19 protein-coding genes are annotated in these 23,822 nt (G+C 67.9%); 11 read left to right on the top strand and 8 right to left on the bottom strand.

All coding sequences use genetic code 11. The features are described from left to right. Nucleotides 1–170: 170 nt before the first annotated feature. Both PHLH3_RS29980 and PHLH3_RS29975 read left to right on the top strand, forming a co-directional pair. The gene (locus PHLH3_RS29980; protein WP_213627355.1) at nucleotides 171–836 is read left to right on the top strand and encodes a GntR family transcriptional regulator; all 666 of its coding nucleotides are present in this window, start codon (nucleotides 171–173) and stop codon (nucleotides 834–836) included. 215 nt (nucleotides 837–1,051) lie between these two features. Beyond that, complete coding sequence (locus PHLH3_RS29975) at nucleotides 1,052–2,815, top strand: cation:proton antiporter (RefSeq protein WP_213627354.1); 1,764 nt, start codon at nucleotides 1,052–1,054, stop codon at nucleotides 2,813–2,815. A gap of 15 nt (nucleotides 2,816–2,830) precedes the next feature. Here PHLH3_RS29975 and PHLH3_RS29970 read toward each other — a convergent pair whose 3' ends face one another. Continuing rightward, nucleotides 2,831–3,238 carry an SMI1/KNR4 family protein gene (locus tag PHLH3_RS29970; RefSeq protein WP_111259185.1) on the bottom strand — a complete coding sequence of 136 codons (408 nt, stop codon included), beginning with the start codon at nucleotides 3,236–3,238 and terminating at the stop codon, nucleotides 2,831–2,833. Nucleotides 3,239–3,374: 136 nt separating this feature from the next. On the opposite strand from PHLH3_RS29970, the gene PHLH3_RS29965 reads away from it, so the two are divergent. Beyond that, complete coding sequence (locus tag PHLH3_RS29965; RefSeq protein WP_213627353.1) at nucleotides 3,375–3,833, top strand: GNAT family N-acetyltransferase; 459 nt, start codon at nucleotides 3,375–3,377, stop codon at nucleotides 3,831–3,833. Between the two features lie 238 nt (nucleotides 3,834–4,071). Here PHLH3_RS29965 and PHLH3_RS29960 read toward each other — a convergent pair whose 3' ends face one another. The 3 genes from PHLH3_RS29960 to uvrD form a co-directional block, all read right to left on the bottom strand. Further along, nucleotides 4,072–4,914, bottom strand: a complete 843-nt coding sequence (locus tag PHLH3_RS29960) for a TIM44-like domain-containing protein (protein ID WP_213627352.1) — start codon at nucleotides 4,912–4,914, stop codon at nucleotides 4,072–4,074. Nucleotides 4,915–5,138: 224 nt separating this feature from the next. Continuing rightward, nucleotides 5,139–6,926: a hypothetical protein gene (locus PHLH3_RS29955; protein ID WP_213627351.1), complete on the bottom strand. Its 1,788-nt coding sequence runs from the start codon at nucleotides 6,924–6,926 to the stop codon at nucleotides 5,139–5,141. 109 nt (nucleotides 6,927–7,035) lie between these two features. Further along, on the bottom strand, nucleotides 7,036–9,219 hold the full coding sequence (uvrD, locus tag PHLH3_RS29950) for a DNA helicase II (protein WP_173178163.1): 2,184 nt from the start codon (nucleotides 9,217–9,219) through the stop codon (nucleotides 7,036–7,038). Between the two features lie 199 nt (nucleotides 9,220–9,418). Between uvrD and PHLH3_RS29945 the strand changes: the two genes are divergently transcribed. Further along, complete coding sequence (locus tag PHLH3_RS29945; protein ID WP_213627350.1) at nucleotides 9,419–12,304, top strand: EAL domain-containing protein; 2,886 nt, start codon at nucleotides 9,419–9,421, stop codon at nucleotides 12,302–12,304. Here the strand turns inward: PHLH3_RS29945 and yegQ are convergent. Beyond that, nucleotides 12,273–13,631 (bottom strand): tRNA 5-hydroxyuridine modification protein YegQ, encoded by a 1,359-nt coding sequence (gene yegQ, locus PHLH3_RS29940; protein WP_213627349.1) that lies wholly within the window; start codon nucleotides 13,629–13,631, stop codon nucleotides 12,273–12,275. The genes PHLH3_RS29945 and yegQ overlap by 32 nt on opposite strands. A 390-nt stretch (nucleotides 13,632–14,021) precedes the next feature. Next, nucleotides 14,022–15,443: a glucose-6-phosphate dehydrogenase gene (zwf, locus tag PHLH3_RS29935; RefSeq protein WP_244863108.1), complete on the bottom strand. Its 1,422-nt coding sequence runs from the start codon at nucleotides 15,441–15,443 to the stop codon at nucleotides 14,022–14,024. 173 nt (nucleotides 15,444–15,616) lie between these two features. Here zwf and hexR point away from each other — a divergent pair, with 173 nt between their 5' ends. Further along, nucleotides 15,617–16,483, top strand: coding sequence for a transcriptional regulator HexR (gene hexR / locus PHLH3_RS29930; RefSeq protein ID WP_111259177.1), 867 nt, complete (start codon nucleotides 15,617–15,619; stop codon nucleotides 16,481–16,483). 33 nt (nucleotides 16,484–16,516) lie between these two features. Here hexR and PHLH3_RS29925 read toward each other — a convergent pair whose 3' ends face one another. Further along, nucleotides 16,517–17,293, bottom strand: a complete 777-nt coding sequence (locus PHLH3_RS29925) for an IclR family transcriptional regulator (RefSeq protein WP_213627347.1) — start codon at nucleotides 17,291–17,293, stop codon at nucleotides 16,517–16,519. A gap of 172 nt (nucleotides 17,294–17,465) precedes the next feature. Here PHLH3_RS29925 and PHLH3_RS29920 point away from each other — a divergent pair, with 172 nt between their 5' ends. From PHLH3_RS29920 to PHLH3_RS29900, 5 genes are all read left to right on the top strand, one after another. Further along, nucleotides 17,466–18,224, top strand: a complete 759-nt coding sequence (locus PHLH3_RS29920) for an ABC transporter substrate-binding protein (protein ID WP_213627346.1) — start codon at nucleotides 17,466–17,468, stop codon at nucleotides 18,222–18,224. Nucleotides 18,225–18,285: 61 nt separating this feature from the next. Beyond that, nucleotides 18,286–18,942: an amino acid ABC transporter permease gene (locus PHLH3_RS29915; protein ID WP_213627345.1), complete on the top strand. Its 657-nt coding sequence runs from the start codon at nucleotides 18,286–18,288 to the stop codon at nucleotides 18,940–18,942. Beyond that, nucleotides 18,939–19,682 carry an amino acid ABC transporter ATP-binding protein gene (locus PHLH3_RS29910; protein WP_213627343.1) on the top strand — a complete coding sequence of 248 codons (744 nt, stop codon included), beginning with the start codon at nucleotides 18,939–18,941 and terminating at the stop codon, nucleotides 19,680–19,682. The genes PHLH3_RS29915 and PHLH3_RS29910 overlap by 4 nt, the downstream gene beginning before the upstream one ends. Further along, entirely contained in the window at nucleotides 19,679–20,968 is a 1,290-nt protein-coding gene (locus PHLH3_RS29905; protein WP_213627341.1) for an FAD-dependent oxidoreductase, read from the top strand. The genes PHLH3_RS29910 and PHLH3_RS29905 overlap by 4 nt, the downstream gene beginning before the upstream one ends. Nucleotides 20,969–21,080: 112 nt before the next feature. Next, a complete protein-coding gene (locus PHLH3_RS29900; protein WP_173178172.1) occupies nucleotides 21,081–21,305 on the top strand; it encodes a transcriptional regulator in 225 nt (74 codons plus the stop codon). On the opposite strand, the gene PHLH3_RS29895 is transcribed toward PHLH3_RS29900, so the two are convergent. Further along, nucleotides 21,247–22,194, bottom strand: coding sequence for a LysR family transcriptional regulator (locus PHLH3_RS29895; RefSeq protein ID WP_111259375.1), 948 nt, complete (start codon nucleotides 22,192–22,194; stop codon nucleotides 21,247–21,249). The two genes, PHLH3_RS29900 and PHLH3_RS29895, sit on opposite strands and share 59 nt — an antisense overlap. Before the next feature lie 201 nt (nucleotides 22,195–22,395). On the opposite strand from PHLH3_RS29895, the gene PHLH3_RS29890 reads away from it, so the two are divergent. Next, nucleotides 22,396–23,811, top strand: a complete 1,416-nt coding sequence (locus PHLH3_RS29890; protein WP_213627339.1) for an acetyl-CoA carboxylase biotin carboxylase subunit — start codon at nucleotides 22,396–22,398, stop codon at nucleotides 23,809–23,811. Nucleotides 23,812–23,822 lie beyond the last annotated feature (11 nt).

The raw sequence follows: 23,822 nt of genomic DNA, 5'->3' as shown, positions 1-23,822 counted from the left end.
TATCGGCAGGCCCGTCGGTCTTGTCCCCAGGCGGTCGCTGCGCTTGCAGCGCGCCGGGGCAGTTATCCACAGGCCCGGCCATCCGTCGACCCAGGAGATCCACCACCATGCGCAACTGCAGCCTGACCCTCGCCCAACTGCCGGCACCACCGGCCAGCCAGGAGTGACCCATGGCCGACAACCTGCAGGAACAGCTTTACCTACGACTACGTGAAGGCTTGCTGGCAGGGCGTTTCCAGCCCGGCGAGCGCCTCAAGATCCGCGACCTTGCCGCCGAATGGGGCACCAGCCCGATGCCGGTCCGTGCGGCGTTGCAGCGCCTGGTGGCCGAGGGTGCCCTGGAAGGCGAGCCGCAGCGCTCGCTGCGGGTGCCGATCATGACCCGCGAACGCTTCCAGCAGATCTTCCTGGTGCGCCTGTCCCTCGAAGGGCTGGCCGTGGAGACCGCCACGCCACGGCTCACCGGGGAGGACATCGAGCAGCTGCGACGCTGCGTCGAGAACATGGAGCGGGCCCTGGAGCGGCGCGACGTGCAGGGCTACCTGGACGACAACAGCCTGTTCCACATGACGCTCTACCGCGCCTGCGCCAACCCCACGCTGCTGCGCATGATCGAGTCGCTGTGGCTGCAGGTCGGCCCCTTCTTCAACCAGCTGTTCACCGAGGCCGACCTGTCCCTGCGCCTCAACGACTTCCACGAGGACGCCTTCGCGGCGCTGCTCGCCGGTGACGCCAAGGGGGCGCGGGTGGCGATCGAGCAGGACATGACCTATTTCGGCAACTTCCTGATGAACCTGCTGGAGCTGGAGACCGCCCACGCCAGGAGCGGGGGCTGAAAGGCGGCTGATGCGGCTGCTTCCCCTCGCGGCCCGGCAAAGCTGTTTCGGTTTGTTTCGCCGAAAATGACGGTGCGGTGCCCGGTGTTACTCTGCCGAAAGTTCTGACTAGGAACTTCCCTATTTCATACAGGGGCTCCCAAGGAGCCAAGCGAGCAACCCCGGGCGCGGCACTGTGTCCTGCGCACTGACCAGCAAGAAGGAGCCGGTGCGCCATGCATGCCATAAGTTTCATCCAGGACATGGCCGTGATCATGCTGGTGGCCGGCCTGGTCACCATCCTCTGCCACCGCTTCAAGCAGCCGGTCGTGCTGGGCTACATCATCGCCGGCTTCCTCATCGGCCCGCACACGCCGCCCTTCGCCCTGATCCACGAGGAAGAGACGATCAAGATCCTCGCCGAGCTGGGGGTGATCTTCCTGATGTTCTGCCTGGGCCTGGAGTTCAGCCTGCGCAAGCTGTTCAAGGTGGGGGCCACGGCCTTCATCGCCGCCTTCCTGGAAATCGTGCTGATGATCTGGATCGGCTACGAGATCGGCAGCTTCTTCGGCTGGAGCACCATGGATTCGCTGTTCCTCGGCGCCATCCTGGCCATTTCCTCGACCACCATCATCATCAAGGCGCTGAGCGACCTGAAGATGAAGAACGAGCGCTTCGCCCAACTGATCTTCGGCGTGCTTATAGTCGAGGACATCCTCGGCATCGGCATCATCGCGCTGCTTTCGGGCATCGCCCTGTCCGGCTCGGTGGAGACCGGCCAGGTGTTCGCCACGGTGGGCAAGCTCAGCCTGTTCATGGTCGTCGCGCTGGTCATCGGCATCCTGCTGGTGCCGCGCCTGCTGGCCTACGTGGCGAAGTTCGAGAGCAACGAGATGCTGCTGGTGACGGTGCTGGGGCTGTGCTTCGGCTTCTGCCTACTGGTGGTGAAGCTGGAATACAGCATGGTGCTGGGGGCCTTCCTGATCGGCGCGATCATCGCCGAGTCGCGCCAGTTGGCGCAGATCGAGCGCCTGGTGGAGCCGGTACGCGACATGTTCAGCGCCATCTTCTTCGTCGCCATCGGCCTGATGATCGACCCGGCGATCCTGCTGGAATACGCCTGGCCCATCGCGGTGATCACCGTCGCCGTGGTGCTGGGCAAGATGGTCTCCTGCGGCATCGGCGCGTTCATCGCCGGCAATGACGGGCGCACCTCGCTGCGCGTCGGCATGGGCCTTTCGCAGATCGGCGAGTTCTCCTTCATCATCGCCGCGCTGGGCATGACCCTGCAGGTCACCAGCGACTTCCTCTACCCGGTGGCGGTGGCGGTCTCGGCCATCACCACGCTGCTCACGCCCTACCTGATCCGCGCAGCCGATCCGCTGTCACAGACGCTCGCCGGCATCGTGCCGGCGCCCATCGCGCGGGTGTTCAACCTCTATGGCGACTGGTTGCGCAGCATCCAGCCCCAGGGGCAGGGCGCGGTGCTGGCGGGGATGATCCGCAAGATCCTCCTGCAGGTGGGGGTGAACATCGCGCTGGTGGTGGCGATCTTCCTTTCCGGCGCCTATTTCGCCGGCACCCTGGGCGAGTACCTGAGCGACTGGGTGGCCCAGCAGAACCTGCAGAAGGCCATGGTCTGGGGCGCCGCGCTACTGCTGTCGCTGCCCTTCCTGATCGCCGCGTACCGCAAGCTCAAGGCGCTGTCGATGCTGCTGGCGGAGATGGGCGTGACGCCGGAGAAGGCCGGGCGGCATACCGCGCGGGTGCGCAAGGTGATCGCCGAGGTGATCCCGGCGCTGTCGCTGGGGGTGATCATGCTGCTGCTCATGGCGCTGTCGGCGAGCATCCTGCCGACCCTGGAGCTGCTGCTGCTGATCGCGCTGCTGGCGGCCGGGGTCATCGCGTTGCTGTGGCGCTGGCTGATCCGCGTGCACTCGCGCATGCAGATCGCGCTGCTGGAGACCCTGGAGCAGAGCCGCGACCAGGGCCACCACTGAGGGGCGGGAGGGCGCTCAGCTCTCCAGCCAGACGTCGCGCGCCCAGTGCCAGACGGAGTCCCAGCTCTCATCGGTCATGTCGCCCTCTTCGCCGGACCAGAGCAGCACTTCGCCTTCCAGGTCGACCACGTAGTAGTCGCGGCCGTCCTGGCAGATCGGCACCAGGTCGCGGGGCACGCCCAGGTCCCAGGCCACCGAGGCCACTTCCGGCAGGTAGGTGTGGGACTGCGGGTCGGTGGCGGTCACCGGCTCCAGGCGGCCGTAGACCACATCGCTGACCTTGAGCAGGAACTCGCGCAGCTCGAAGGGCAGGTTGATCAGCAACTGCTCCTCGATCTCCACAAGCAGCTCGTCGTCCGGCAGCTCCAGCGGGACCGGTACGGGTTCGTTGAGTTCGCGCAGCTGTTCGATGACTTCTTCCACGGCGACAGGTCCTCGTGCATTGGGATGCGCTTTATACAGTAGCTGGCGCCCGGAAGAAAAAAACCGCGAGCGGACCGCTCGTCCGGTGGTGGTGCATTGCATACTGCCCCCTTACCCAAACCACGACGGAGCCCCCATGCCGATCACCTGGGCCTGCAGCCACCACAGCGAACTCGACAAGCAGACGCTCTACGACATCCTCGCCCTGCGCACCCAGGTGTTCGTGGTCGAGCAGAAGTGCCCCTACCTGGAAGTGGACGGCCTGGACCTGGTGGGCGACAGCTGCCACCTGATGGCACGCGATGGCGATGCGCTGGTGGCCTACCTGCGCCTGCTGGACCCGCAGCACAACCAGGGCGAGGTGGTGATCGGCCGCGTGGTGATCGCCGAGGCCGCGCGCGGCACCGGCCTGGGCCACCAGTTGATGGAGCGCGCCCTCGAGGATTGCCAGCGACGCTGGCCGGGCCTGCCGGTGTACCTCTCGGCCCAGGCGCACCTGCAGAACTACTACGGGCGCTACGGCTTCGTGCCGGTGACCGAGGTCTACCTGGAGGACGACATCCCCCATGTCGGCATGCGCAAGGCGGCGGTTTGATACCGGTGGATATCGCCCAGTAGGGGCGAATTAATTCGCCAAGGACCGCTAGCGGTCCCTGCTGCCGCCTGCCACGAACGCCGGGTTGCACCCGACCCACAGATTCCGGTCGCGGCCCACGCAGGGTGTGGTGGATGAAAGAGCGTCATCCACCCTCTCGTTCGGCTCAGAGGCTGAGCGAACACCACAAAAGAAAACCCCGGGCATGCCCGGGGTTTCTTCATTGCGCGAGGCGTGATCAGTTCTGGCGGATGCCCGCCACCAGCCAGGGCTGGTTGTCGCCGTTGGCACGCTCCATGCGCCAGCTTTCGCTGAACACTTCGCCCTGGTCGAAGCGCGAGGTCTTCGACACGCCGTTGAAGGTCAGGGTGGCGACGGTCTTGTCGGCCAGCTCGTCGATGCCGTCCAGCTGCACCTGCAGGTTGTCGATGTAGGTGGACTGGAAGCCGTCGCCCAGGCTGGCGCGCTCCTCCTTCAGGAAGCTGAGCATCTGCGGGGTGACGAACTCGGCGATCTTGTCCATCTCGGCCGCGTCCCAGTGCTGTTGCAGGGACATGAAGTGCTCGCGGCCGGCTTCGATGAAACGCTCTTCGTTGAACCAGCTCGGAGCGTTGAACGCGCGTTGTGCCACCGGGGCCGGGGCGGCGGCGCTGCCGAAGATCGGCGCCTGCTGCTGCGGCATCTCGCGCTGGAACGGCGCCCCGGCCATGGCGGGCTGGCCCTGCTGCTGGCGCTTGCGGGCGGCGATGAAGCGGAAGATGACGAAGGCGATCAGGGCGATGATCAGGAAGTCGAAGATCTGCATGCCCTGGAAGCCGTCGCCCATGAACATGGAGGCGAGCAGGCCACCGGCGGCGAGGCCGGCCAGCGGGCCGAGCCAGCGCGAGGCACCGCTGGCGGCAGCGGGCTGGCGACCGGGTGCGGTCGGGGTGGCGGCAGGGGTGTTGGGCTGCGCCTGGCGGGTCTGGTGGGTCGGCGCGGAGCCGAAGGTCTTGCCACCGCCCATACGCTTGGCGTTGGCATCCAGGCTGAGCGTCAGGCCGACGCAAAGGGCCAGGGCGATACTGAGGAATCGGCGCATCAGAGGCATCTCTTGGTTAGGGGTCCACGCGCGCCATGCTGCCCAGTCGCGCCTGCGATGGCTAGCGGCAGAATGTATCGGGATTTTTTACGGCTGCGCTGAGGGGCGTGTGCCGCCGGGGCCGGCGCACTTCCCGTGGGAGCGAATTCATTCGCGATGTTGCTGCCGGCCCCTGAAGGCCATCCGGCGAGCGCTTCGCGGCTGAAGCCGCTCCCACGGCCGAGCTAGCGGGCGGCGCAGCCCGGGCGGGCGCGCAGCTGGTGGTCGGTGCGCAGGCGGATGGCGCCCTTGGCGCCGGGCTGGTAGTCGAAGTTGCGGGCGAACCAGGCGGCGGATTGCTCCAGCGTCGCGTTGACCGGTGGCAGGGTGAATTCCCAGTAGGGGTCGTCCTCCCGCCGGCATCTGGCGTTCAGTACCAGGCCCGGCAGGGGCGAGTCGTCGGCGCGGTCGCTGCCGAAGGTTCGCTGGCCCAGGGTCAGGCGGTCTTTCTCGCTGTCGCCATAGGCGTAGAGCAGGGTCTCGCCGCGGATATCCAGCAGGTTCTCGCCGGTCTGCTCATGGGCGAAGGGCGCAAGGCGCACCAGCAGGCCCGGCTTGCGCAGGTAGACCCAGCCCGGGCGGCTGGAGTCGAAGGGGCTGGCGGGGTAGGGCAGCATGTCGAGGTAGCCCAGGCGCAGCTTGCCGTCGGCCTCGGTCGAGGCGCGCAGCAGTTCGTAGGCGCCGTCACCGCGGGTTTTCAACAGGGCCTCGCCTTGGCCGGTGGGCAGCACCTCGCGGATCGCCAGGGCCTCGGCATAGCCATTGCTGCTGGCGATGTAGCGGTTCACCACGTCGCCCTCGCGCAGCTGGTAGACGGTCTGTTCGATGGCCGCCCCCGTGCCGCCGGGACGATAGGCATAGCGCACCTCCTCCAGCGACCAGCGCGGACTCCCGACCAGCACGCGGGTGCGTGCCGGCAGTACGCAACGCTCCTGGCGCAGGGTGTCCGGCACGCCGGGCAGCGGCTCGCCCAGGCACAGGTCGTCGGTTGGCACCTGGCTGCTGGGGTAGGGCGCCTGGCCGGCATGCAGCGGAGGATTGGGGTTGATGGCCTGGCATTGCCCGGGGACCAGGTCGAGGGTATCGACGAAGTCGTCGGGCTCGGGGCTGGAGGCGTAGTCGAGGGTTTCCGGCGTGCGCGGCTGCGGACCGGCGTCCACCTCGCGCAGGGTCACGCCCCAACGTACCGGGTCGGGTCGCGGCAGTTGCTGGGTCGGGCGCAGGCGCAGGGCCGGTGCGGGCGTGGTGACCAGCTCCAGGTTGCGGTCGAACCAGGCGGGGCCATCCTGGAAGCGCAGGCGCCCGGGGGTGGAGCTGCCCAGCGCGGAATAGATCAGCGGATGGCTGAACTCCAGATCGGGCAGCACGAAGCAGGCAGGGTCCAACTCCAGGCGGGCGACTTCGCGGCCACGCTGCATGTCCACCGCGAGGAAGGCCGGCGGGCGCTTGTTCCAGCCCGGGTCGGCGAGCAGGGCCACCTCGCCGCGCACATCCAGCAGCGCGCCGGGGCCTGCATCGACGATGCGCAGCGGTTGCAGTTGCACCAGGTACAAGCGGTCCGCGCCGCCCACGCTCACCCAGCCTTTGCGGCGGGCGTCGTTGAACCAGTTGTAGGGGAGGTCGCGCAGCAACACCTCGGCCTGCGGCTTGCCGCCGTTCTTGCGGTACAGGCGGGCCAGTTCGAAGTCCTGGCCGCTGCCACGGTTGAAGAGGATCAGCACCTGGTCGGGGCCGTTGACGCGGGCGTCCCAGAGCGTCGGGTAGAGGGTCTCGCCGCCGGGTGCCAGCAGGCGCGAGAGGGCCTTCATCGACAGGGTTTCGCCGTCCAGGCGCAGGGAGGTCTCGGTGCGCTCGCGACGCTGACCGGTGTTCCAGTCGCGGTAGCTGTCGGTTTCGCGCTTCACCTCGAAGCCGGGGGCGGCCTCGATGCCGGTGGCGATGATCAGGCTGAGCAGCAGCAGGGGAAGGCGCACGTCCGTGTTTCCGCAAGAAGGAGGGGAGCGGCCATCCTGCCGTGGCTGTGGATAACTGCCAAGTGCGCGTTGTGCCGGGCTCCGCCATGGCAGCGGGGCCCGGGTTCGGTCAGAGGGCCTGGAGCTTGGCGTAGGCGAGCATCAGCCACTTGCTGCCTTCGCTTTCGAACTTCACCTGCACCCGCGCCTGGGCGCCGGAGCCCTCGAAGTTGAGGATGGTGCCTTCGCCGAACAGCGCGTGCTGCACGCGCTGGCCGAGGTTGAAGTCGGTCTGCGGGATCTCCGCGCCGGAGAACATCGAGCCGCCGCTGCGTGCACCGCCGGCCACCGGGCGGCTGATGCTGTTGCCAAGGCGCACTTCGCGGATCAGTTGCGGGGGGATCTCGCGGACGAAGCGCGAAACCTTGTTGTAGGTCTCGCTGCCATAGAGGCGGCGGGTTTCCGCGTAGGTCAGCACCAGGCGCTGCATGGCGCGGGTGACGCCGACGTAGGCCAGGCGGCGCTCCTCTTCCAGGCGGCCGGACTCCTCCAGGCTCATCTTGTGCGGGAACAGGCCTTCTTCCATGCCCACCAGGAACACCAGGGGGAACTCCAGGCCCTTGGCGCTGTGCAGGGTCATCAGCTGCACGCTGTCCTCGAAGGCATCGGCCTGGGTATCGCCGGCTTCCAGCGAGGCATGGCTGAGGAAGGCCTGCAGCGGGGTGAGTTCGACATCGTCCTCGCCGTTCTCGAAGGCGCGGGCGGCGCTGACCAGTTCCTCGAGGTTCTCCACCCGGGCCTGGCCTTTCTCGCCTTTCTCTTCCTTGTGGTAGGTGATCAGCCCGGTCTGCTCGATGACGGTCTGGGTCATCAGGTGCAGGGGCATCTCCATGACCTTGGCGGCGAGGTTCTCGATCAGCTCGATGAACACCGCCAGGGCGCCGGCGGCGCGGCCCGGCAGGCCCTTGTTGGCCAGAAGCAGGCGGATCGCCTCCCACATGGAGACGTCCTGGGCGCGGGCGAATTCGCGGATGCTTTCCACGGTCTTCTCGCCGATGCCCCGGGCGGGGACGTTGATCACCCGCTCCAGGGCGGCGTCGTTGCCACGACCGTCGAGCAGGCGCAGGTAGGCCATGGCGTTCTTGATCTCGGCGCGCTCGAAGAAGCGCTGGCCGCCATAGATGCGGTAGGGGATCTTCTCCCGCAGCAGCGCCTCCTCCAGCACCCGCGACTGGGCGTTGGAGCGGTAGAGGATGGCGATCTCGCTGCGCGCCATGCCGTCCTTCAGCGCGCTCTCGATGCTCTCCACCACGTAGCGGGCTTCGTCGTGCTCGTTGAAGGCGGCGTACAGGCCCAGCGGCTCGCCGTCCTCGCCTTCGGTCCACAGCTCCTTGCCCAGGCGCCCCTGGTTGTTGGCGATCAGGGCGTTGGCGGCCTTGAGGATGCCGGCGGTGGAGCGGTAGTTCTGCTCCAGGCGGATGGTCTCGGCGTCGGCGAAGTCGCTGGAGAACTGCTGGATGTTCTCGATGCGCGCGCCGCGCCAGCCGTAGATCGACTGATCGTCGTCACCCACCACCATGAGGCTGTCGCCGCCCTGGGCGAGCAGGCGCAGCCAGGCGTACTGCACGGCGTTGGTGTCCTGGAACTCGTCCACCAGGATGTGGCGGAAGCGCCGCTGGTAGTGGGCCAGCAGGCCGGGCTTGTCGCGCCACAGGTCGAGGGCGCGCAGCAGCAGTTCGGAGAAGTCGATGACCCCGGTGCGCGCGCAGGCGGCCTCGTAGGCTTCGTAGATCTTCAGCATGGTGCCGAGGAACAGGTCGCCCCCGGCCTGGATGTGTTGCGGGCGCAGGCCTTCGTCCTTCTGCCCGTTGATGAACCACTGCGCCTGGCGCGCCGGCCAGCGCTGCTCGTCCAGGCCCAGCTCGCGGATCACCCGCTTGACCAGGCGCTGCTGGTCGTCGCTGTCGAGGATCTGGAAGTTCTCGGCCAGGCCGGCTTCCTGCCAGTGCGCGCGCAGCAGGCGGTGGGCCAGGCCGTGGAAGGTGCCGACCCACATGCCCGCCGGGTTGATGCCCAGGAGCTGCTCGATGCGGTGGCGCATCTCGGCGGCGGCCTTGTTGGTGAAGGTCACCGACAGGATCGAGTGCGGCGAAGCCTGCTCCACCTGGATCAGCCAGGCGATGCGGTGCACCAGCACGCGGGTCTTGCCCGAGCCGGCACCGGCGAGGACCAGTTGACGCCCCAGCGAGGCGGCTACGGCCTGGCGTTGGGCATCGTTCAGGGAGTTCAGGAGGAGAGAGAGATCGTCATGCATCGCGGCATTCTATTGACCGGCCCAGGCGAGGGCAAACCGATGACCGCGTGGTCAGCCAGACGGTTCGCGAGCCGCGCCCGGAAGGCCCGCCGAAAGTTGGGCGGCGCATCCGTGAAACACGGCACATAAAGCTTTGGCGGCACGTTCCGCTCGGGTAAGCTCCGCCGACGCCTAGGCAACCATTACAAGAAAATCGCCTATGACCGCGACACCCAACGAAGCCCAGATCGACCTGCCCGGCGGCGACAGCCGCGCCCTCAGCCAGCACTTCGCAACGGACCTGGCCGTGGAGCGCACGCGCCTGCTCTACCAGGGCTCGCAAACCCCCACTCTATTCATGCTGCTCAACGGCCTGGCCTGCGCCTACCTGCTGTGGGAGCCCGCCAACGGCCTGCTGCTGGGCGGCTGGCTGGTGTGGCTGGTGCTGCTGGCGGTGCTGCGCCTGACCCAGGTGGCCGCCTTCAAGGCCGCGCTGCCCTCGCGCCAGGCCCAGCCCCAGTGGCACCGCACCTTCCTTCTCGGTGCCGCCGCCTCCGGCCTGACCCTGGCCTTCCCGGTGATCTTCCTGGTGCCGGGCGATGCCTTCCTGCAGCAGGCGCTGGTCTACGGGCTGATCGCCGCCGCCATCCTCTCCGCCAGCGTCGCCTATGCGGTGAGCCTGCAAGCCTTCCTCACCTTCGCCCTGCCGTGCCTGGTGCCCACCGTGTCCTGGCTGCTGGCCAGCGGCGAGCCGTTGCAGCGCGGCTGGGGCCTGCTCAGCCTGATCCTCCTGGCCGCGCTGATGGTGGTGGCCTGGCAGGTCAACCGCCTGGTGCAGCGCAGCCTGATCCAGCGTTTCCACAACCAGGCGCTGATCGACAATCTGGAGCACGCCAAGGTCCGCGCCGAGGGGCTCAACAGCGAGCTGGCGCGGGAAGTGGAGCAGCGCCGGCGCGCCGAGCGCGAGCTGCGCGCCGCCCACAACGACCTGGAGATCCGCGTCGCCCAGCGCACCCTGGAACTGGCCGACGCCAGCCACGCCCTGGCCAAGAGCGAGGCGCGCCTGGCCCTGGCCCTGGAGGCCAGCGAGCTGGGGCTGTGGGACTGGAACCTGGAGACCGACGAGGTGCACCACTCGCACCTGCGGGAGATCTTCGGCATCGAGATGGACGACGTCACCCGCGTGCTCAGCGACCTCAAGCCGCGCCTGCACCCGGACGACCTGCCGCTGCTGCGCCGGGCCCTGGTCGACCACCTCAAGGGCCGCAGCGACGGCTACGCCATCGACTACCGGGTGCGCCACGCCGACGGCCGCTGGCTCTGGGTCGAGGACCGCGGCCGCGTGGTGGAGCGTGACGAGCAGGGCAAGGTGCTGCGCATGCTCGGCACCCGCCGCGACGTCACCGAGCGCAAGCAGGCCGAGGAGCAGCAGCGCCTTTCGGCCATGGTCTTCGAGGCGGCCAGCGAGGGCATCGTCATCCTCGACCCGGAATACCGCCTGCTGGCGGTCAACCAGGCCTTCAGCGAAGTCACCGGCTACCGCCGCGACGAGGTGCTCGGCCGCACGGTGGTGGAAATCAACAGCACCCGCGAGAGCCGCCGCCAGTACCACCTGATCCGCCAGGAGCTGGAGCAGAGCGGCAGCTGGCAGGGCGAACTGGTGGACACCCGCAAGAACGGCGAGCTCTACCCGCAGTGGCTGCAGCTCAACGTGGTACGCGACGCCCGGGGCAACGCCAGCCACATCGTCGGCTTCTTCGCCGACCTCTCCGCACGCCGCGATGCCGAGGAGCGCCTGCGCTACCTGTCGCACTACGACGAACTCACCGGCCTGGCCAACCGCACCCTGTTCAAGGACCGCCTGCACGAGGCCAGCCAGCGCGCGCGCCAGAGCGGTCGCAGCCTGGCCCTGCTGCACATCGACCTGGATCGCTTCAAGGTGCTCAACGACAGCCTCGGCCATGAAGTGGCCGACCAGCTGCTGCGGCAGATGAGCCGGCGCCTGGCCCAGGCCGCGCCCGAGGCGGACACCATCGCCCGGCTGTCCGGCGACGAATTCGCGGTGATCCTCGACGCCTACGGCAGCCTCTCCAGCCTGGCGCGCACCGCCAGCCGCCTGCTGACCAAGCTGCGCACGCCGATGACGGTGGGCGGCGAGGAACTGGTGGTCAGCGCCTCCCTGGGCATCAGCCTGTTGCCGGACAACGCCCGCGAGATCTCCACCCTGATCAGCCAGGCCAACATGGCCATGCAGCACGCCAAGCACCTGGGCGGCAACACCTTCCAGTTCTTCACCGACAACCTCCAGGCCTGCACCCTCGAACGCCTGCAGATGGAGACCCAGCTGCGCAAGGCCATCGAGGAAGGCCAGCTGGAGGTCTTCTACCAGCCCAAGCTGTGCCTGGCCGACGACAGCCTCAACGCCGCCGAGGCGCTGGTGCGCTGGCGCCATCCGCAACTGGGGCTGGTGCCGCCGGGGGACTTCATCGGCCTGGCCGAGGAGACCGGGCTGATCGCGCCCATCGGCGAGTTCGTGCTGCGCCAGGCCTGCCTGCAGGCGCGCGAGTGGCAGCGCCAGGGGCTGGCGGACATCCGCGTCTCGGTGAACCTCTCCGGCCACCAGCTGCGCCAGGGCAACCTCACCAGCCTGGTGCGCCAGGTGCTCGACGAGACCGGCCTGTCGCCGCGGCTGCTGGAACTGGAGCTGACCGAGAGCCACCTGCTGGAGAACGTCGAGCACGTCATCGCCACCTTCCGCCAGCTGCGCGAGCTGGGGGTGAAGCTGGCGATCGACGACTTCGGCACCGGCTACTCGTCCCTGAGCTACCTCAAGCGCTTCCCGGTGGACTACGTGAAGATCGACCAGACCTTCATCCGCGACCTGTCCTCCGGGGGCGAGGACGCCGCCATCACCCGCGCCATCATCGCCATGGCCCACGGCCTGGAACTCAAGGTGGTGGCCGAGGGCGTGGAGACCCAGGCGCAGATGGACTTCCTCAAGACCCAGGGCTGCGACGAGATTCAGGGCTACCTGATCAGCCCGCCGGTGGAGGCGCCGGTGTTCGCCGCGCTGCTCAAGGAGCAGGCGACGGCGCTGTGGCGCTGACCGCCTCCGGCAGGTCGCGCAGCAGCAGGGCGTACTCCAGGTCGAGGTCGGCGGGCAGCGGGATGTAGAGCACGTGGCCGTCGCCGGGCGCGACATCGCGGCGCTCGCCGGCCTCGGTCTCCAGGCCATGGAGGATGAAGCCCAGGTTGCCCGACGGGGTCATCAGTTCCAGGCGATCACCCACCTCGAAGCGGTTCTTCACCCGCACTTGCGCCAGCTCGCCCCGGCGCACGCCGGTCAGCTCGCCGACGAACTGCTGGCGCGAGGGCCGCGAGCTGCCGTGCTCGTAGTTCTGGTAGTGGTCGTGGGTGTGGCGCCGCAGAAAGCCCTCGGTGTAGCCGCGGTTGGCCAGGGAGTCCAGGCGCTCCAGCAGGCGCGGCTCGAAGGGACGACCGGCGAGGGCGTCGTCGATGGCCTGGCGGTAGGCCTGGGCGGTACGCGCCACGTAGAAGTGCGACTTGGTGCGACCCTCGATCTTCAGCGAGTGCACGCCCATCTCCAGCAGGCGGCCCACGTGCTGCACGGCGCGCAGGTCCTTGGAGTTCATGATGTAGGTGCCGTGCTCGTCCTCGAAGGCGGGCATGTATTCGCCCGGGCGGCTGCCATCCTCCAGCAGGAACAGGCGTTCGCTGGGTGCGCCCTCGCCCAGGGTCGGCTGCGGCGTGCAGCGGTGCACCAGGTCGCCGAGCGAGTCCTCGCGGGCCTCGCCGGCCTTGTACTGCCAGCGGCAGGCATTGGTGCAGGTGCCCTGGTTGGGGTCGCGGTGGTTGATGTAGCCGGACAGCAGGCAGCGGCCGGAGTAGGCCATGCACAGCGCACCGTGGACGAACACCTCCAGCTCCATCTCCGGCACCTCGCGGCGGATCTCGCCGATCTCCTCCAGCGACAGCTCGCGGGACAGGATGACCCGGGTCAGCCCCTGGGCCTGCCAGAACCTCACGCTCGCCCAGTTCACCGTGTTGGCCTGCACCGAGAGATGCACCGGCACCTGCGGGAAGTGCTCGCGCACCAGCATGATCAGCCCCGGGTCGGACATGATCAGCGCGTCCGGCGCCATCGCCACCACCGGGGCCAGGTCCTTGAGGAAGGTCCTGAGCTTGGCGTTGTGCGGCGCGATGTTCACCACCACGTAGAAGCGCTTGCCCTGGGCGTGGGCCTCGGCGATGCCTGCGGCCAGGGTCGCGTGGTCGAACTCGTTGTTGCGCACGCGCAGGCTGTAGCGCGGCTGCCCGGCGTACACGGCATCGGCGCCGTAGGCGAAGGCATGGCGCATGGCCTTGAGGGTGCCGGCGGGGCAGAGCAGTTCGGGGGCTTGGCGGCTGGACATGGGCGAGGCTCGTTGCGCGAAAAACCGCCGATTCTAGGCAAGCCGCGCGGCGCGGGTATTGCGCTGGAGCAATGACGGCGCGGGCCGTTGGTGTTTCGGTGGGGGTGACGGCGTGGGAACTGAAACCGCTCCCACCTGCACGGACTATCCCGTTGCGTAGAGTGGATAACGCTCTTTTATCCACCAGGCGGAGTCACGCCCGGCAGCGAATTCATGGGCGATGGGGTGCAATGCCCGATATCCCAATGATGGGTTTCGCTGCGCTCTACCCATCCTACGGGTCTCGGCGCCAACCTACGGGGCTTTGGGGCGGCCGCGCTTTCGTAGGGGCGAATTCATTCGCCCGCCCTTCTTCCCGCAACCACTCCCTTGGAGGCGGCTCCATTCGCCTCAGTCGTTCCACTCCCGGCCCTGCAGCTCCAGCAGGCTGTGGGCCTGCTCGGGGCCGGTGGAGCCGGCGGGATAGCTGCGCGGGCTCTGGTAGTACTCGTGCCAGCCTTCGAGGATCGGGTCGACCCAGCGCCAGGCGGCCTCCACCTCGTCGCGGCGCATGAACAGCGTCGAGTCGCCCTCGATCACGTCCAGCAGCAGGCGCTCGTAGGCGTCCCAGCGGCGCTGGCTGAAGGCCTGGGCCAGGTTCAGGTCCAGTTCCACCGGCTCCAGGCGCATGCCCTTGCCGGGGTTCTTGGCCATCAGCTGCAGGCTGATGCGCTCCTCGGGCTGCAGGCGGATCAGCAGGCGGTTGGCCTCGCCGCCGTTGAACAGGCGGTGCGGCACCGGCTTGAACTGGATGACGATCTCCGAGTACTTGCGCGCCAGGCGCTTGCCGGTGCGCAGGTAGAAGGGCACGCCGGCCCAGCGCCAGTTGTCGATCTCCGCCTGCACGGCGACGAAGGTCTCGGTGTCGCTGTCGTTGTCGACGTTCTTCTCGAAGTAGTAGGCGGGCACTTCCTGGCCGCCGATCTTGCCGGCGGCGTACTGGCCGCGCACGGTCTTGTCCTGCACGTCGAGCCCGGAGATGGGCTTGAGGGCCTCGAGGATCTTCACCTTCTCGGTGCGCACCGCGTCGGCGTCGAAGCGCACCGGCGCCTCCATGGCCACCAGGCAGAGCAGCTGCAGCAGGTGGTTCTGCACCATGTCGCGCATGGCGCCGGCGTGGTCGTAGTAGCTGCCACGGTTCTCCACGCCCAGGGTCTCGCACACGCTGATCTGCACATGGTCGATGTGCCCGGCGCGCCACACCGGCTCGAACAGGGCGTTGGCGAAGCGCAGGGCCATGAGGTTCTGCACCGTCTCCTTGCCCAGGTAGTGGTCGATGCGGAAGACCTGGCGCTCGTCGAACACCGCGCCGATGGCGGCGTTGATCGCCAGGGCCGATTCCAGGGAGTGGCCGATGGGCTTCTCCAGCACGATGCGCGCCTGGGGCCCGGCGAGGCCGGCGATCTGCAGGTGCCGGGCGATGTCCTCGAACAGGCGCGGGGCGATGGCCAGGTAGTAGACGCGGCCGCGATCCTCGCCCGGCCCCAGGTGGCGGGCCAGGCGGCCGAAGTCGGCGCTCTGGGAGACGTCCATGACGAAGTAGTCGAGCCGCGCGGCGAACCCCGCCCAGGCCTCGTTGGTGAAGTCGGCGCGGGCCACCTGGGCGCGGCAGTGGCGCTCGGCGAGGGCCCGGTACTGCGGGGCGTCGAGGGGATTGCGGGCGATGGCGAGGATGCGCAGCTGCGGATGCAGGCGCCCATCGCGATGCAGGTGGTAGAGCGCCGGGAGCAGCTTGTGCAGGGCGAGGTCGCCGGTACCGCCGAAGACCAACATGTCACAGGGCTGGGTCAAGGGTGCACTCCTGCGTGGTTTACCTGGGCGGAAAAGCGGGTCATGTAGTATAACTACAAGGTCACTACAGCCCGACGGCCGTCGATCATAACCGAGTTGTCCCCACGCGTTGATCGAGCCGTGAGGCGTATCCCCCACTTCGAAGAGCCTGCCCTGTGAATCTGCTGCAACACATCGCCCAGTCGCGCCACCTGCTGCGCAAGTCGGAACTGAAGGTCGCCGACCACGTCCTGCTCGATCCCGCCGCAGTCATGCACAGCTCCATGGCGGACCTCGCGCAGAGCGTCGGCGTCAGCGAACCCACCATCGTGCGTTTCTGCCGCGCCATCGGCTGCGGCGGCTTCCAGGACCTCAAGTTGAAACTGGCGCAGAGCCTCGCCGCCGGCGCGAGCTTCGGCCAGTTCGCGATCCACGAGGACGACTCGGTCGCCGACTTCAGCCTGAAGATCTTCGACACCACGCTGCACACCCTGATGGACGTGCGCGAGAAGCTTGACCCCCAGGCCCTGCAACGCGCCATCGCCGCCTGCGCCCAGGCCCAGCGCGTGGAGTTCTACGGCTTCGGTGCCTCCGGTGCGGTGGCGGCCGATGCCCAACACAAGTTCTTCCGCCTCCTGCTGACCGCCGCCGCCTATTCCGACCCGCACATGCAGGCGATGTCGGCGGTGACGCTCAAGCCCACCGACGTGGCCATCTGCATTTCCCAGTCGGGCCGCTCCAAGGACCTGCTGATCACCGCCAACCTGGTGCGCGAGGCCGGCGCCACGCTGATCACCCTGTGCCCGAGCCAGACGCCGCTGGCGGACCTGGCCACGGTGAACCTGGCCATCGACGTGCAGGAAGACACCGAGATCTACACCCCGCTGACCTCGCGCATCGCCCACCTGGTGGTGATCGACGTGCTGGCGATGGGCGTCGCCATGGCCCGTGGCCCGAGCCTGGTCAACCACCTCAAGAGCGTGAAGCGCAGCTTGCGCAGCCTGCGCCTGTCGCCCAAGTCGATCAAGGCGATGGAAGACTGATCGACCGTCCACGCCCCGGGTGCCACACGGCGCTCAGAGGGTCCTGATCGAGGTGCGGATCGCCCGCGCGCACTCGATCACCGCAGGCGCCAGCTTGCGTTCCGCCTCCTCCATGCTCCAGCGGCTGGTCGGCGCCACCACGTGCACGGCGGCCACCGGCTGGCCCTGGCTGCCGAGGATGGGCGCGGCGATGGTCATGTCGCCGAGGAACAGTTCCTCGTTGTTGATCGCGTAGCCCTTGCGCCGGGTCGCCTCGATCTGCGCGAAGATTTCCTCCGGGCCGGTCAGGGTCTGCTGCGTGTGGCGCTTCAGCTCGCTGGCCGCCAGTGCCGCATGCACTTCGTCATCGTCCAGGGCGCTCAGGTAGGCGCGGCCGGAGCCGGTGCAGTACATGGGGATGCGGCTGCCGATGGGCATGTGGATGGGGATGAACTTGGGCGCCACGAAGCGCGCCACGTAGACCATCTCCAGGCCGTCGGGCTCGGTGAGGTTGGTGGTTTCCCCGGTGATCTGCGCCAGTTCGGCGAGGAAGGGGTTGGCCACGTCCACCAGGGTGTCGGCGGCCAGGTAGTTGTAGCCGATCTCCATCACCCTGGGCGTGAGCTGGAAGCGCTTGGTCTGCGGGTGCTTGCGCACGTAGCCGAGCGTTTCGAGGGTGTGGATCATGCGCTGCGCCGAACTCTTGTTGATACCCGCCGCCTCGGCCACCTCGGCCAGGTTCATGGTGCGTTGCCGGGCGTTGAAGGCACGCAGCACGGCCAGGCCTTTCTCCAGCGACTGGTTGAACAGTGAATTGTTGTTATCGCTCATGTCGCGTCCTTTCAGCGGAGTTTGGCTGCTCTGAATATCGATATTCGATATTTATAAATCTCTTTACGATTTTTGTAAATTGTTTATAGTCGAGAAAACGCCTCCTGCCGATTCAGCCGAGGCCATCCATAGCGCACAACGACAATAAACAGCGTCCAATGGGAGATTCGCCATGCATCCTCGCCTTCGTGCCTTCACCTGCGCCTGCGCATTGGTCGCCGGCCTCGCCACGTCCTTGGCCGCCAGCGCCGAGAGCTACCGGGTCGGCGCCACCGCCACCGGCGTGCCCTTCACCTTCCTCGACGTCAAGAGCCAGAGCATCCAGGGGATGATGGTCGACGCCGCCCAGGCCGTGGCCAAGGCCGGCGGCTTCGAGGTTCAGATCCAGCAGACCACCTTCGCCGCCCTGATCCCCTCGCTGACGGCGAACAAGATCGACGTCATCTCCGCCGCCATGCTGCGCACCCCCGCGCGGGAGAAGGTGGTGCAGTACTCCGACCCGGTGTTCAGCTACGGCGAGGGCCTGATCGTCCGGGCCGACGACGCCACCGCCTACACGCGCATGGAGGACCTCGCGGGCGAGGTGGTGGGCGCCCAGGTCGGCACCGTGTTCATCGACGAGCTGAACAAGCGCGGCATCTTCAAGGAAGTGCGCGGCTACGACTCCATCGCCGACCTGATGCGCGACCTGACGCTGGGGCGGATCAAGGCCGGCTTCGCCGACCGCCCGATCCTCGCCTACCAGCTGGCCCAGGGCACCCAGGACAAGGTGCGCCTGGTGCAGGGCTACCAGCCGGTGATCATGGGTGATGTCTGCCTGATCGTGCGCAAGGGCGATGCCGCGACCCTGGAGCGGGTCAACAGGGGCATCGCCGCGATCAAGGCCGATGGCTCGCTGGACCGCATCATCGCGAAGTGGAAGCTCGACTGACCGCGCTCGCGGCCCGCCGGCCTGGCGGGCCTTTCCCTGAACCCATCCACGGGTAGCCTCCATGTTTCTCCAGAACGCTCTGGACTTCCTCCCCATTCTGTTGAAAGGGGCGGTGGTCACCGTGCAGGTCACGGCCGGGTCCTTCCTGCTCAGTTCCATCATCGGCCTGGTCTTCGCCCTGATGATGGTGTCGAAGGTCCGCGCCATCTCGCTGTTCGCCATCGGCGTGGTCAACGTCATCCGTGGCCTGCCGATCATCGTGCAGCTCTTCTACATCTATTTCGTGCTGCCGGATTTCGGCATCCAGCTCAGCGCCTTCCAGGCCGGCGTCATCGGCCTGGGCATCGCCTATTCGGCCTACCAGGCGGAGAACTTCCGCGCCGGCATCCAGGCCATCCACCAGGGGCAGATCGAGGCAGCCGAGTCCCTCGGCATGCGCGGCGCCATGGTGATGCGCCGGGTGGTGCTGCCCCAGGCCTTCCGCATCGCCCTGCCGCCCTACGGCAACACCCTGGTGATGATGCTCAAGGACTCCTCGCTGGTCTCCACCATCACAGTGGCGGAGATGACCCGCGCCGGCCAGCTGATCGCCTCCTCGACCTTCGAGAACATGACCGTCTACACCCTGGTGGCGCTGCTCTACCTGGCGCTGAGCCTGCCGCTGTCCTACGGCCTGCGCCGGCTGGAAGCGCGAATCGGCAAGAGGAGCAAGGCATGATCGAGATCAAGCAACTGCACAAGAGCTTCGGCAGCCTGGCGGTGCTCGAAGGCATCGACCTGAGCATCGAGAGCGGCGAGGTGGTCTGCCTGATCGGCCCCTCGGGCTCCGGCAAGTCCACCCTGCTGCGGTGCATCAACGGCCTGGAGACCCACGACCGGGGCGAGATCCTGGTCAGCGGCCAGCCGGTGAACCGCCACCACGACAGCATCCATGAGATCCGCACCCAGGTGGCCATGGTGTTCCAGCGCTTCAACCTGTTCCCCCATCGCACGGCTGTGGAAAACGTGATGGAGGGGCCGATCTACGTGAAGAAGGAAGACCCCCGCGAAGCCCGCCGCCAGGCCGAGGCGCTGCTGGAGAAGGTCGGCCTCGCGCACCGCATGAACGCCTACCCGGACGAGCTCTCAGGCGGCCAGCAACAGCGCGTGGCCATCGCCCGCGCCCTGGCGATGAAGCCCAGGGCGATCCTCTTCGACGAGCCCACATCCGCCCTGGACCCCGAGCTGGTGGGCGAGGTGCTGGCGGTGATGCGGCGCCTCGCCGACGAAGGCATGACCATGATCGTGGTCACCCACGAGATGGGCTTCGCCCGCGATGTGGCGGACAAGGTCTGCTTCCTCCACAGCGGCCGCATCGTCGAACAGGGCCCGGCCCGCGAGGTGCTGAGCGCGCCGAGCCACCCGCGCACCCAGGACTTCCTCAAGCGCCTGCTGAACAGCGGCGAGGTGCCGGCATGAACGCGCCCCTCGCACCCGCGCTGCCGTCCTCGCTCTGGGCCGCCACTGCCACGCCCGGCATCGCCACGCCGGCGCTGGAGGAAGACCGGCAGGTCGATGTCGCCATCGTCGGCGCCGGCTACACCGGGCTGGTCGCAGCGCTGCACCTGGCCGAGGCGGGCATCGACGTTTGCGTGCTGGACGCCGGCGAACCCGGCTGGGGCGCCTCCGGGCGCAACGGCGGGCAGGTGATCCCCGGCCTCAAGTTCGACCCCGAGCAGCTGATCGCCAAGTTCGGCGTGGCCCGTGGCGAGGCGATGATCCAGGCCGCCGGCGGTGCCGCCGACGAGGTGTTCGCGCTGATCGAGCGGCTCGGCATCGACTGCGACGCCACCCGCAAGGGCTGGATCCAGCCGGCCGCCTCGACCGTGGCCATGCGCGGCCTGGAGCAGCGCGCCGGGCAGTGGCGCGCGCGCGGCGTCGAGGTGGAGCTGCTGGACGAGCCGGCCGTCGCCCGGCGCATCGGCAGCGTCAACTACCTCGGCGCCTGGGTCGACCCGCGTGCCGGCAGCGTCCAGCCCCTGAGCTACGCCCGTGGGCTGGCGCGGGCGGCGGTGCAGCGGGGCGCGGCGATCCATGGCCACAGCCGGGTCACCGGGCTGCGCCGCGAAGGATCGCGCTGGCAGTTATCCACAGCCCGTGGCGCGAGCATCAGTGCCGAGCGCGTGCTGCTGGCCGGCAACGGCTACACCGATGACCTCTGGCCCGGCCTGCGGCAGACGCTGATCGCCGCCAACAGTTTCATCGTCGCCACCCAGCCGTTGCCGGCGCACCTGCGCCACAGCGTGTTGCCGGGCGGCGAGGTCTGTTCGGATGCGCGGCGCCTGCTGCTGTATTTCAAGCAGGACGCCCAGGGGCGGCTCCTGCTGGGCGGGCGCGGGCCCTTCCCGGAGCCGCGTGAGGCTGCCGACTGGGCGCATCTGGAGCGCTCGCTCACCGGGCTCTTCCCGCAGCTCGCCGGGGTGCCCATCGAATACCGCTGGAGCGGGCGCGTGGCGCTGACCCAGGACTTCCTGCCCCATGTCCACGAACCGGCGCCGGGGCTGTCGATGCTGCTGGGCTACAACGGTCGCGGCATCGCCCTGGCCACCAGCCTGGGGCGGCACATGGCGGCGCGCCTGGCGGGGCAGGGCGGGGACTTCCCCTTCCCGATCACGCCGGTGCGGCGCATTCCCCTGCACGGCTTGCAGCGCCTCTACCTGGGCGCGGGGATCGCCTGGTACCGCCTGCTCGACGCCCTGCTCTGAACGGCCGGTGGCTGTCGCAGGACGGTCATCGGAGTTTCACGACCCTGCCCTCAAAGCGTCATGCCGCTGGCCGATGCTGGTGCTCCCCGCACTTCGTCCTGGGAGACCTGACATGCCTCGACACCATGCACAGCGTTTTGACGAGCCGGCCATCGACAGCAAGACCCGGCGCAAGCTCGAAGACCAGCGCCGGATGCAGTTCCGCCGCGCCATCGAGGAGCGTGCCGAACAGCGCCGCCTGCTGGCGGACCTGGATGGCTACCCCGACCTGATCGCGATCAACTACCTGTTGTCGTCAACGGCAGAGCGCCGTCGAACCTCTGGGAAAGCGTGCTGATCTGGGCGCGTTCTTCGCGGATAAAGGCCATCAACGCCTGGGCGACCGGTGACAGCCGCTTGCCCTTGGCGTGGACCACGCACCAGCTGCGGTAGAGGGGCAGCTCTTCCACCGGCAGCTCGCGCAGCACGCCGGTGGCCAGCTCCAGGCTGACCGCGTGGCGGGGCAGCAGGCCCAGGCCGAGCCCGGCCACGACGCATTCGCGCAGGGCATCCAGGGAGGCGACTTCCTGGGTCTGGGCGAAGTGCGCGCGCTTCTGCTGGAAGTATTCCTCGCAGGCCTTGCGGGTGCCCGAGCCGGCTTCGCGGATCAGCAGCGGGAAGGGCTCCAGGTCCTTCAGCGTCAGGCTGCGCGCGTGGCACAGCGGGTGATCCGGCGGCGCCACGGCGATGATCGGATTGTTGAGGAACGGCAGGAACTCCAGGGCCATGTCCTGGGGCACCAGGGACATGATCACCAGGTCGTCGCGGTTGTCCGCCAGGCGCTTGATCACCTGGGCGCGGTTGACCACCGTCAGGTGCAGGCTGACGTCCGGGTGGTGCTGCTTGAAGGCGGCGAACAGGTGCGGCACGAAGTACTTGGCGCTGGATTCCACCGCCAGGTTGAGCTGGCCCTGCAGCGAGCCCTGCAGGTCCGAGAGCTGCATGTCGAGGCTGGCCAGGCGCTGGAAGATGTCGCTGCTGGCCACGTACAGCGCCTCGGCGGCATCGGTCTGGTAGAGCTTCTTGCCGACGTATTCGAACAAAGGCTGGCCCACCAGCTCCTCGAGCTGGCGGATCTGCAGGCTGACGGCCGGCTGGGTCAGCGCCATCTCTTCCGCCGCTCGGCTGTACGAGCGGCTCTCGAACACGGCACGGAACACCTGGAGCTGGCGCAGCGTCATGCGCAGCAGGGTCTTGCGCATAGGTGGAAGCCTCGGAAAAGGGGGATCGCGGCGCCGACTATAAGGCTTTCCTAATGGATACCCCAATAATTATTGATTTGGGTTATCCCAGGGCTGGGCGTAGGTTAATCACGCACCGCTACAGCATCGGCGGTCACTCGCCGAACGGCCTGCCGTTCGCCTGCCCACTTGGTCGAGGGAACGCTCGTGATCAAGAAAATCCTCATCGCCAACCGGGGTGAGATCGCCGTCCGCATCGTGCGCGCCTGCGCCGAGATGGGCATCCGCTCGGTGGCCGTCTACTCCGACGCCGACCGCCACGCCCTGCACGTCAAGCGTGCCGACGAGGCCCACAGCATCGGCGCGGACCCGCTGGCCGGCTACCTCAACCCGCGCAAGCTGGTGAACCTGGCCGTGGAGACCGGTTGCGACGCGTTGCACCCCGGCTACGGCTTCCTCTCCGAGAACGCCGAGCTGGCCGATATCTGCGCCGAGCGCGGCATCCGCTTCATCGGTCCGTCGGCGGAAGTCATCCGCCGCATGGGCGACAAGACCGAAGCCCGCCGCAGCATGATCAAGGCCGGCGTGCCGGTCACCCCGGGCACCGAAGGCAACGTGGCGGACCTCGATGAGGCCCTGCGCGAAGGCGAGCGCATCGGCTACCCGGTGATGCTCAAGGCCACCTCCGGCGGTGGCGGTCGCGGCATCCGCCGCTGCAACTCGCGCGCCGAGCTGGAGCAGGCCTACCCGCGGGTGATCTCCGAGGCCACCAAGGCCTTCGGTTCCGCCGAGGTGTTCCTGGAAAAATGCATCGTCAACCCCAAGCACATCGAGGCCCAGGTGCTGGCCGACAGCTTCGGCAACACCGTGCACCTGTTCGAGCGTGACTGCTCGATCCAGCGCCGCAACCAGAAGCTCATCGAGATCGCCCCCAGCCCGCAGCTCACCCCCGAGCAGCGCGCCTACATCGGCGACCTCTCCGTGCGCGCCGCCAAGGCGGTGGGCTACGAGAACGCCGGCACCGTGGAGTTCCTGCTCGCCGAGGGCGAGGTGTACTTCATGGAGATGAACACCCGGGTGCAGGTGGAACACACCATCACCGAGGAAATCACCGGCATCGACATCGTCCGCGAGCAGATCCGCATCGCCTCCGGCCTGCCGCTCTCGGTCAAGCAGGAAGACATCATCCATCGCGGTTTCGCCCTGCAGTTCCGCATCAACGCCGAGGACCCGAAGAACAACTTCCTGCCCTCGTTCGGCAAGATCACCCGCTACTACGCCCCCGGCGGCCCCGGCGTGCGGACCGACACGGCGATCTACACCGGCTACACCATCCCGCCCTTCTACGACTCCATGTGCCTGAAGCTGATCGTCTGGGCACTGACCTGGGAGGAGGCGCTGGACCGCGGCCTGCGTGCGCTCGACGACATGCGCGTGCAGGGGGTCAAGACCACCGCCGCCTACTACCAGGAAATCCTCCGCGATCCCGAGTTCCGCAGCGGCCAGTTCAACACCAGCTTCGTCGAGAGCCACCCGGAGCTGACCCAGTATTCGATCAAGCGCAACCCGTCGCACCTGGCCATCGCCATCGCGACCGCCATTGCCGCCCACGCGGGCCTGTAAGGGAAGGATGC

The sequence above is a fragment of the Pseudomonas sp. Pc102 genome, assembly GCF_018408275.1.
GTDB lineage: Bacteria > Pseudomonadota > Gammaproteobacteria > Pseudomonadales > Pseudomonadaceae > Metapseudomonas > Metapseudomonas tohonis.
The sequence above is the reverse complement of the archived record's forward strand: the minus strand, read 5'-3'. Positions and strand labels throughout refer to the sequence as shown.

Excerpts from the sequence above, each read along its gene's own strand:
- PHLH3_RS29905 (WP_213627341.1), top strand. The coding sequence starts at position 19,679 with ATGAACGCGCCCCTCGCACCCGCGCTGCCGTCCTCGCTCTGGGCCGCC.
- yegQ (WP_213627349.1), bottom strand. The coding sequence starts at position 13,631 with ATGTCCAGCCGCCAAGCCCCCGAACTGCTCTGCCCCGCCGGCACCCTC.
- PHLH3_RS29920 (WP_213627346.1), top strand. The coding sequence starts at position 17,466 with ATGCATCCTCGCCTTCGTGCCTTCACCTGCGCCTGCGCATTGGTCGCC.
- PHLH3_RS29980 (WP_213627355.1), top strand. The coding sequence starts at position 171 with ATGGCCGACAACCTGCAGGAACAGCTTTACCTACGACTACGTGAAGGC.
- PHLH3_RS29900 (WP_173178172.1), top strand. The coding sequence starts at position 21,081 with ATGCCTCGACACCATGCACAGCGTTTTGACGAGCCGGCCATCGACAGC.
- uvrD (WP_173178163.1), bottom strand. The coding sequence starts at position 9,219 with ATGCATGACGATCTCTCTCTCCTCCTGAACTCCCTGAACGATGCCCAA.
- PHLH3_RS29960 (WP_213627352.1), bottom strand. The coding sequence starts at position 4,914 with ATGCGCCGATTCCTCAGTATCGCCCTGGCCCTTTGCGTCGGCCTGACG.
- PHLH3_RS29965 (WP_213627353.1), top strand. The coding sequence starts at position 3,375 with ATGCCGATCACCTGGGCCTGCAGCCACCACAGCGAACTCGACAAGCAG.
- PHLH3_RS29975 (WP_213627354.1), top strand. The coding sequence starts at position 1,052 with ATGCATGCCATAAGTTTCATCCAGGACATGGCCGTGATCATGCTGGTG.
- PHLH3_RS29925 (WP_213627347.1), bottom strand. The coding sequence starts at position 17,293 with ATGAGCGATAACAACAATTCACTGTTCAACCAGTCGCTGGAGAAAGGC.
- PHLH3_RS29945 (WP_213627350.1), top strand. The coding sequence starts at position 9,419 with ATGACCGCGACACCCAACGAAGCCCAGATCGACCTGCCCGGCGGCGAC.
- PHLH3_RS29910 (WP_213627343.1), top strand. The coding sequence starts at position 18,939 with ATGATCGAGATCAAGCAACTGCACAAGAGCTTCGGCAGCCTGGCGGTG.
- PHLH3_RS29915 (WP_213627345.1), top strand. The coding sequence starts at position 18,286 with ATGTTTCTCCAGAACGCTCTGGACTTCCTCCCCATTCTGTTGAAAGGG.
- zwf (WP_244863108.1), bottom strand. The coding sequence starts at position 15,443 with ATGTTGGTCTTCGGCGGTACCGGCGACCTCGCCCTGCACAAGCTGCTC.